This is a genomic window from Actinoplanes sp. NPDC051633 (assembly GCF_040681735.1).
Lineage (GTDB): Bacteria > Actinomycetota > Actinomycetes > Mycobacteriales > Micromonosporaceae > Actinoplanes.
This window is the reverse complement of record NZ_JBFAZH010000208.1, coordinates 1-8,815: the sequence shown is the minus strand read 5'-3', so window position 1 is coordinate 8,815 and position 8,815 is coordinate 1. Positions and strand designations below refer to the sequence as shown.

Genomic DNA, 8,815 nt, shown 5'->3' with positions numbered 1-8,815 from the left:
GTGGTCGTCGGCCTGATCGCCGCCGTGGCCTTCGGCTCGGTGGCCAAGTCGGAGACCGCGCGCTTCACCCTCGGGCAGGGTGACAGCGGCGCCGCCCTCTCCATCAACGGCCAGGTCGGCGCGATCGTCTTCGGCATCGTCACGATCATCTGCGGCGGCGTGCTGCTGGCCGGATTGGCGCGGCGGTGGCAGACCACGCTGCTCGGCGTCGGCATCGCCGCCTTCGTGCTGGCGTTCCTCTGCTGGCAGGTGGCCGGCCAGTTCCTGTCCGTGGTGGACAGCGCGGACGGCGCGCTCGTCTTCGCGCTGCCGCTGATGCTCGGCGCCCTGGCCGGTGTCCTCGGTGAACGTTCCGGCGTGGTCAACGTCGCCATCGAGGGGCAGTTCCTGATGGGCGCGTTCTTCGCCGCGCTGGTCGGCACCACGGCCGGCAGCGTGTGGGCGGGCCTGATCAGCGCCGCCTTCGGCGGGGTGCTGATCGCCGCCCTGCTGGCCGTGCTGGCCATCCGCTTCCTGGTCGACCAGGTCGTGGTCGGCATCGTGCTCAACCTGCTGGCGCTCGGCATCACCGGCTTCCTCTACGAGCGGCTGATGCAGCCGAACGCGGCGAGCTACAACGAACCGCCGCGGATGCCGACGTGGCGGATCCCCGGGCTGGCCGACATCCCGGTGATCGGGCCGGTGCTCTTCGACACCAACCTGCTGGTCTGGCTGGCCCTGCTGCTCGTCGTGGCGATCCACTTCGGCCTGTCCCGGACGCGCTGGGGCCTGCGGACGCGGGCGGTCGGCGAGCACCCCACGGCGGCCGACACGGTCGGCGTCCGGGTGCGCGGGCTGCGGTACACCAACGTGCTGATCGGCGGCGTCATCGCCGGATTCGGCGGCGCGTACTTCACGCTGATCGGCGCCGGATCCTTCACCAAGAACATGACCTCCGGCGCCGGCTTCATCGCGCTGGCCGCCCTCATCTTCGGCCGGTGGACGCCGCTCGGCGCGCTGGCGGCGGCCCTGTTCTTCGGCTTCGCCCAGAACCTGACCTACTTCCTGAGCTCGATCAACAGCCCGGTGCCGAGTCAGTTCCTGGGCATGCTGCCCTACATCGCGACCATCATCGCGGTGGCCGGCCTCGTCGGACGCGTACGCGCCCCGGCCGCCGACGGCCAACCGTACATAAAGTCCTAGAGGCTAAGGCAGAATCGGGGCCATGGAGATCGACTGGCCCGCCTTGCGGGAAGCTGCGATCGGGGCCATGCGGCACGCGTACGCGCCGTACTCCGACTTCCCCGTCGGCGTCGCCGGGTTGGTCGACGACGGCCGGGTGGTCGTCGGCTGCAACGTGGAGAACGCGTCCTACGGCGTCGGGCTCTGCGCCGAGTGCGGCCTGGTCACCTCGCTGCATGCCACCGGCGGAGGCCGGCTGGTCGCGGTGTCGTGCGTCGACGCCACCGGCTCGCCGCTGATGCCGTGCGGCCGCTGCCGGCAGCTGCTCTACGAGGCGGGCGGGCCCGACTGCCTGGTCGAGGCGGTGCCCCGGCCGCTGCGGATGGACGAGCTGCTGCCCCGCGCCTTCGGGCCGGCCGACATGGAGAAGGTCACCGGCGCGACGCCGGTGCCCGAGGTGCCGACCGCGCTCGCCAAGTGGCGCGGCCGCGGCACCGTCTTCGTGCATCCGGACCTGGCCGGTGGCGAGCAGGTGTGGACGGGCTACTGGGAACGCTCCGGGGGCAGCTCGGACGCCGCGGACGCGGAGAAGGGCGTGCTCGAGGAGGGCCCGATCTTCCCGACCACCGCGGAGGCCGTCGAGTGGGGGCGCGTGCGTACCCCGCGGATCGTCGTGGTGGACGCCGCCGGCGCCCTGTCGTGGGCCGGCGAGGGCGATCCGCCCGAGGGCATCGGCGAGCGCTGGGAGGAACCGTCGTGAGCGATTTCGCCGCCGTGGACGTGATCCGGGCCAAGCGGGACGGGCAGGTGCTCTCCGACGCGCAGATCGACTGGGTGGTGGACGCGTACACCCGGGGGGTCGTCGCCGACGAGCAGATGTCCGCGCTGGCCATGGCGATCCTGTTGCGCGGCATGACGCCGGCCGAGATCGCCCGGTGGACGGCCGCGATGATCGCCAGCGGGGAACGGCTCGATCTGAGCGGGATCGGGCGGCCGACCGCGGACAAGCACTCCACCGGTGGCGTCGGCGACAAGATCACGCTGCCCCTGACCCCGCTGGTGGCGGCCTGCGGCGCCGCCGTCCCGCAGCTGTCCGGGCGCGGCCTCGGCCACACCGGCGGCACGCTCGACAAGCTCGAGTCGATCCCGGGCTGGCGCGCGTCGCTGAGCAACGCCGAGTTCCGCGATCAGCTGCGCGACGTCGGCGCGGTGATCTGCGCCGCCGGCGCCGAGCTGGCCCCGGCGGACCGCAAGCTCTACGCGCTGCGCGACGTCACCGGGACGGTCGAGGCGATCCCGCTGATCGCCAGCTCGATCATGAGCAAGAAGATCGCCGAGGGCACCGGCGCGCTGGTGCTGGACGTGAAGGTCGGTTCCGGCGCGTTCATGAAGGACGCCGGGCAGGCCGCCGAACTGGCCCGGACCATGGTGGAGCTCGGCAGATCCGCCGGGGTGCGCACGGTCGCGCTGCTCACCGACATGAACACGCCGCTGGGCCTGACGGTCGGCAACGCGGTCGAGGTGGCCGAGTCGCTCGAGGTCCTGGCCGGGGGAGGACCGCCCGACGTGGTCGAGCTGACCCTGGCGCTCGCCCGCGAGATGCTGGACGCGGCCGGGCTGCCGGACGCCGACCCGGTGGAGACGCTGCGATCGGGCGCCGCCATGGACGTGTGGCGAGCGATGATCCGGGCCCAGGGCGGCGATCCCGATGCGCCCCTGCCGTCCGCCTCCGAATCCGAGCTGATCCGCGCCGAGACCGACGGTGTCGTGCGGGCCGTGGACGCGTACGGGATCGGCCTGGCGGCCTGGCGGCTGGGCGCGGGCCGGGCCCGGAAGGAGGACCCGGTCAGCTTCGGCGCCGGGGTGGTCCTGCGGGTCCGGCCCGGCGACTCGGTGCGGGCCGGCGACCCGCTCTGCGAGCTGCGGACCGACGACGCCGAGCGGATCCCCGGCTCGCTCGATCAGGCACGATCGGCCATCCAGGTGTCGTCCGGCCCGGCCGAGACGAGACCGCTGCTGATCGATCGGATCGCCTGAGCACCGATGACCAAGACCACGCCCGACCCCCGCGCGGTCCGCGAGGCCAGCCTGGACGAGCTGGATCGCCTCAGCCTCCCGCTGCCACCGCCGACCTTCCCGCTGGTCTGGGAGCCGGGCGACGGGGTGGAGCTGCGGGAGACCCCGGAGATCGAGGCCCGGGCGGCCATCCTGCACGTGGTGGTGGCCCGCTGCTTCGGGATGCCCACCGAGGCGGCCATGCACTGGCTGCTCGGCTCGCACCTGGTCGACCTGGTCACCCCGCCGGAGTGGCAGTTCGTGATCGGCGCGAAAGGTGACCACCGCTCGTTCGTGTTGCACCACGACGCGGTGTTCGCCCTGGCCTGGCTGCTCGGGCTGGCCCGGCACCTGGACCCGACGGCGCCGCCCGAGGAACGGCTGATGCAGCAGATGCCGCACCTGCCGGCCGGGGAGACCTTCGGTCAGTGGCGGTCGCGATCGCTGATGTCGCCCCGCGATCCGGTGGAGGCGGCCGTGCTGCTCGACCTCTACTACTGCCTGGACTGGGCCTTCCAGGAGGCGGAACGGGCGGGGCGGCCGCTGCCGGGCGAGATCGACGGGAACGCGATCGGGCAGCGGCGCTGGGCGCTGGAGTGGGCCGTGGTGTTCATCGGTCCGTTCCATGATCGGCCGCCGGAGTGGGAAGAGGTCGATCTCTCCGTGTGAAGGCGGTGACGTCGACCGCGGCGGTCACCGCGCCGGGTGCGAGCTCGTCGAGCCGCACGTGGCGGGCGCTCGGCGTCATCGCGATCAGCGTGCGCATCTGGTCACCGGTCAGATCGAGACGGCGGCGGTGCGATGCGGTGTGGTCCGCGGTGAAGTGCGCGCCCAACGTGCGGGTCAGCCGCTCCTTCTTGTCCGCGTCGACGGTCAGCAGCCCGTGTTCGGTGATCGGCTCGCGCAGGTGGTCGGCCGCCGGGGTGACCACGACCAGCACGCCGCCCGGCCGCAGCACGCGGTGGAACTCGGCGCCGTTGCGCGGCGCGAAGACGTTGACGATCACCTCCGCCGACCCGTCCGCGATCGGCAGCGGCTGCCACAGGTCGGCCAGCACGGCGGCGACGCGCGGGTGCGCCCGGGCGGCCCGGCGCAGCGCCGGCTTGGAGACGTCCACGGCGAGCCCCAGGGCGTCCGGCCGCCGGTCGAGCAGCCGGCCAAGGTACCACCCAGGACCCGCGCCGGCGTCCACGATCAGCCCGGACGTGGGCGGAACGTCGGCGATCACGGCGTCGGCGATGAACCGGTAGTGGCCGGCCCTCAGGAAGTCGTCGCGTGCCTCGATCATCTCGGCCGAGTCGCCGGCGTGCGGGACCCGGCCACGGACCAGCGTCGCGTACCCCTGTTTGGCGATGTCGAAGCTGTGCCCGTGCGGGCAGCGCAGCGTCCGCTCCCCGCCGCGCGCCAGCGTGTCCTGACACACAGGGCAGCGAAGGTACGGCAATGCGCCGTCGATCAAGCCTCGATCCCTTCTAGAGTCTTCTGATGGCCGCCATCTCGACCGCAGACATCGTCAAGGCACCCAAGGCTCTGCTGCACGACCACCTGGACGGTGGCCTGCGCCCGGAGACCATCGTGGAGCTCGCCGCCGAGATCGGGCACGCGCTGCCCGAGACGGACCCGGAGGCGCTCGGCCGGTGGTTCACCGCGGCCGCAGACTCGGGCTCGCTGGAACGGTACCTGGAGACCTTCGCGCACACCGTCGCCGTGATGCAGACCGAGGACGGGTTGCACCGGGTCGCCCGCGAGTGCGCGCTCGACCTGGCGGCGGACGGCGTGGTCTACGCCGAGGTGCGCTACGCGCCGGAGCAGCACCTGGAACGCGGCCTGTCGCTGGAGCAGGTGGTGGAGGCGGTGCACGCCGGCTTCCGGGCGGGCTGTGCCGAGGCGGCGTCCCGCGGGCAGCAGATCCGGGTCGGCACACTGCTCACCGCGATGCGGCACGCCGCCCGCTCGCAGGAGATCGCCGAGCTGGCGGTGCAGTTCCGCGACACCGGAGTGGTCGGCTTCGACATCGCCGGCGCCGAGGCGGGCTTCCCGCCCACCCGTCACCTGGACGCGTTCGAGTATCTGCAGCGGGAGAACTTCCACTTCACGATCCACGCCGGTGAGGCCTTCGGCCTACCGTCGATCTGGCAGGCGATCCAGTGGTGCGGCGCGGACCGGCTCGGCCACGGGGTGCGCATCGTCGACGACATCACGGGTACGGGCGACGACCCGATCCTGGGCCGGCTGGCGGCCTACGTGCGGGACAAGCGCATCCCGCTGGAGCTGTGCCCGTCGTCCAACGTGCAGACCGGCGCCGCGCCGTCGATCGCCGAGCACCCGATCGGGCTGCTGCGCGACCTGCGCTTCCGGGTGACGGTGAACACGGACAACCGGCTGATGAGCGGCACCTCGATGTCGCGGGAGATGACGCTGCTCGTCGAGGCGTTCGGCTGGGGGTGGCCGGAGCTGCAATGGCTGACGATCAACGCGATGAAGAGCGCCTTCATCCCGTACGACGAGCGGCTGGCCATCATCGTCGATGTCATCAAGCCGGCGTACGCGAAGTTGGTGTCCTGACTTTTACCCCATGCCCGACACGACGGTACTTTCGGTGCGCGAATCTGGCCGAATTGGTCGGTGGAATCAACCGTTCGGCCACATTGCCCTTTACAAAACCTGCGAAATACGGCATCTCGTCTTGCTGTTATCCGCGGGCCGCGCAATCGTCTGTCCTGCGCCGATCCGAGTGGATCGAGCACGACCGGTGTGCGAAACCCCCCGCGCATGTCCGGTCGTCCGGAGTGACGTTAAGAGATCCTTACATATACGAGCAGTCACAACGGACCGCCGATGTTCAACTCCGCACGGAGCAACATCGCGTCACACAACCGGTCCGGGTCAGACTGCTCTTTCTCTTTGACACTCGTCGTGATGGAATCTCGGGGGCCCGACCCCGTGTCGGCCGTGTGCGCGGTCCGGTCATGCCGATGACCGGGTCCGAATCAGGAGGACGGTGACGTGAGCAAGCGCCCCAAGCCGGCGAACGGCGTCATGTCGCGTCTGCGCAGGCCGGCCGGTCGGCTCCGGGATCTCCCGATCTGGTCCAAGCTCGGCCTGATCATGCTGGTGCCCACGCTCGCGACGATCATCGTCGGCGTGAGCGGGCTGGTCGACCACATCGAGGAGGCCAGCAACGCCGAGCGGGCCCGCACCCTCGCCGTGCTGTCCCAGGCCGCCGGCGACCTGGTCGACAACCTGCAGGACGAGCGGGCGTACGCGGTGATCGTGTCGCAGTGGCCGGAGAACTCGCCGCAGGCCAAGGCCGCGGTCGAGCTCTACAGCGGCAAGCACCAGCTGGTGGACAACGCCAAGGTGCCCTACGCCCAGCAGAAGGCGACGCTCGACGAGGTGCCGGAGAACATCAGCTCGGTGTTGAGCCGCCTCGACAACAACCTCCGCGAGCTGCCGCAGGTGCGTAGTCAGGTGACCAATCAGCAGCGGAAGACGCCTGAGGTCGAGACCTACTACGGCAACATCATCACCGACCTGGTGAACGTGCGCGACCTCTCGGCCCAGCTGGCGCCGTCCTCCGAGCTGAGCGACCAGATGCGTGCGGCGGCCGCGGTGGCCAGCGCCAAGGACTTCATCTCCCAGCAGCGCAACGTCGGCCTCAAGGTCGTCAAGGAGGGCAAGTTCACCGTCGCGCTGCGCCGCCAGTACGAAGGCACCGACCTCGGCCGGGAGCTCGCCGAGGCGCAGCTCAAGCAGTCCGGCACGGCGGCGGAGAACGCGCTGTACGCCCGGACGGTGAAGAACGGTCCGGAATACCGCAAGGCGACCAACCTGACCGAGCCGCTCGCCAGCCTGCAGGGCGAGAACATCTCCAACATCCCGTTCAACCAGCAGCAGTGGGAAACGGCGATGGTCGGCTACAACAAGCTCTTCCGGCAGGTGGAGATCGGCTTCGACCGCGACATCGTCGCGTCGGCCACCGACCTGCGCAACGACGTCCAGCGCCGGGTGTTCATCGAGACCAGCGTCCTGCTGGGCATGCTGCTGCTGGCCATCCTCTTCGCGTGGCTGGTCGCCCGGTCGATGGCCCGCTCGCTGCGTGAGCTGCGCCAGGGCGCCCTGTCGGTCGCCCAGTTCGGGCTGCCGCACGCGGTGAACCGGCTGCGGGACCCGTCACTGTCCAGTTCGCTCACTCCCGCGCAGGTCGCCGACCAGGTGGCCGAGCCGCTGCCGGTGCGCAGCCGGGACGAGTTCGGGCAGGTGACCGAGGCGTTCAACGCGGTCCACCTCGAGGCCGTGCGCACCGCCGCCGAGCAGGCCGCCCTGCGGGCGTCCGTCGCGACGATGTTCGTCAACCTGGCCCGCCGCTCGCAGATCCTGGTCGACCGGCTGATCGGCCACCTCGACCGGCTGGAGCGCGGCGAGGAGGACCCCGACCGCCTGGCCGAGCTCTTCCAGCTCGACCACCTGGCCACCCGGATGCGCCGCAACGACGAGAACCTCCTGGTTCTCGCCGGCGCCGACTCCACCCGCGTGCAGCGTGAGCCCGCCGCCCTGATCGACGTGCTGCGCGCCGCCCAGTCCGAGGTGGAGCACTACACGCGCATCGAGTTCGGCATGGTCGACCGCGACATCGAGGTGGCCGCGCACGCGGTCAACGACATGGTGCACCTGGTCGCCGAGCTGTTCGACAACGCGACCGCCTTCTCCCCGCCCAACTCCACGGTGCTGGTCGAGGCCCGCCGCCTCGGCGAAGGCGCGATCCTGTCCGTGGAGGACCGCGGCATCGGGATCAGCCACGAGCAGCTGCGCGACCTGAACGACCGGCTCGCCAACCCGCCCATGGTGGACGTCGCCGTCTCCCGGATGATGGGCCTCGTGGTGGTCGCCCGGCTGGCCAACCGGCACGGCGTCAAGGTCGAGCTGCGTCCGGCCGGCAGCGAGCGCGGCACGGTCGCCGAGGTGGGCCTGCCGATCAGCGTGCTGATCGGGTCGTCCGGTGTCGCCCGCCTGCCGGGCAGCAGCGGCGGCACGCAGAGCTTCGGCGGGGATCCGGCGCAGACACAGTCCCGCCCGGCGTTCGCCGAACCGCTGGCGCTGGAGAGCGGCCGCGGCGGCGGTCTACCCGCCGGCCGTCCGTTCGACCCGAACCCGCCGATGCCGACCGGTGGCATGCTCGGCACCGGCCGCTCGGTGCCCGCCTGGTCCGACCTGACCGGCGCGCCGACCAACGGTGGCGGCGGATCCAACGGATCCAACGGCAGCAACGGCTTCCACGGCCCGCGCAGCAACGAGCCGATCCCGCCGCTCCCGCAGAGCCCCCAGGGTCCGCAAGGACCGCAGGGCTTCGCCGGTGGCGACAACCTGCCGCGCCGCAACGGCGACGGCTACCGGCCGGACACCGACACGATGAACGGCTTCGGCCCGACCATCCCGCGTCAGCTTCCGTCCAATCCGGAGAGTCAGAGCCGCGGGACGTTCGTGCCGCCGCCGGTCTCCGCGCCGCCGCTGCCGCCGGCCTCGGCGCCGCCGATGCAGTCCAGGCCGCCCGCCGACCGCGGACCGGTCTCCGCGCCGCCCGGCTCGTACGTTCCGCCGG

7 protein-coding genes are annotated in these 8,815 nt (G+C 71.5%); 6 read left to right on the top strand and 1 reads right to left on the bottom strand.

Going from position 1 to position 8,815, the window contains the following annotated elements; translation table 11 throughout:
- The 4 genes from AB0M20_RS14535 to AB0M20_RS14520 form a co-directional block, all read left to right on the top strand.
- The coding region (locus AB0M20_RS14535; RefSeq protein ID WP_364298141.1) for an ABC transporter permease at window positions 1-1,182 on the top strand (1,182 nt) is incomplete at its 5' end.
- Between the two features lie 22 nt (window positions 1,183-1,204).
- A complete protein-coding gene (locus AB0M20_RS14530; protein WP_364298139.1) occupies window positions 1,205-1,921 on the top strand; it encodes a cytidine deaminase in 717 nt (238 codons plus the stop codon).
- Window positions 1,918-3,198 (top strand): thymidine phosphorylase, encoded by a 1,281-nt coding sequence (locus AB0M20_RS14525; RefSeq protein ID WP_364298137.1) that lies wholly within the window; start codon window positions 1,918-1,920, stop codon window positions 3,196-3,198. The genes AB0M20_RS14530 and AB0M20_RS14525 overlap by 4 nt, the downstream gene beginning before the upstream one ends.
- Window positions 3,199-3,204: 6 nt before the next feature.
- Window positions 3,205-3,885, top strand: coding sequence for a DUF4272 domain-containing protein (locus AB0M20_RS14520; protein WP_364298135.1), 681 nt, complete (start codon window positions 3,205-3,207; stop codon window positions 3,883-3,885).
- Here the strand turns inward: AB0M20_RS14520 and AB0M20_RS14515 are convergent.
- Complete coding sequence (locus AB0M20_RS14515; protein ID WP_364298133.1) at window positions 3,827-4,639, bottom strand: methyltransferase domain-containing protein; 813 nt, start codon at window positions 4,637-4,639, stop codon at window positions 3,827-3,829. The two genes, AB0M20_RS14520 and AB0M20_RS14515, sit on opposite strands and share 59 nt — an antisense overlap.
- Before the next feature lie 62 nt (window positions 4,640-4,701).
- Between AB0M20_RS14515 and AB0M20_RS14510 the strand changes: the two genes are divergently transcribed.
- Window positions 4,702-5,781, top strand: a complete 1,080-nt coding sequence (locus tag AB0M20_RS14510; protein ID WP_364298131.1) for an adenosine deaminase — start codon at window positions 4,702-4,704, stop codon at window positions 5,779-5,781.
- Window positions 5,782-6,222: 441 nt separating this feature from the next.
- Window positions 6,223-8,815: sensor histidine kinase (locus tag AB0M20_RS14505; RefSeq protein WP_364298129.1), on the top strand; the 2,593-nt coding region annotated here is incomplete at its 3' end.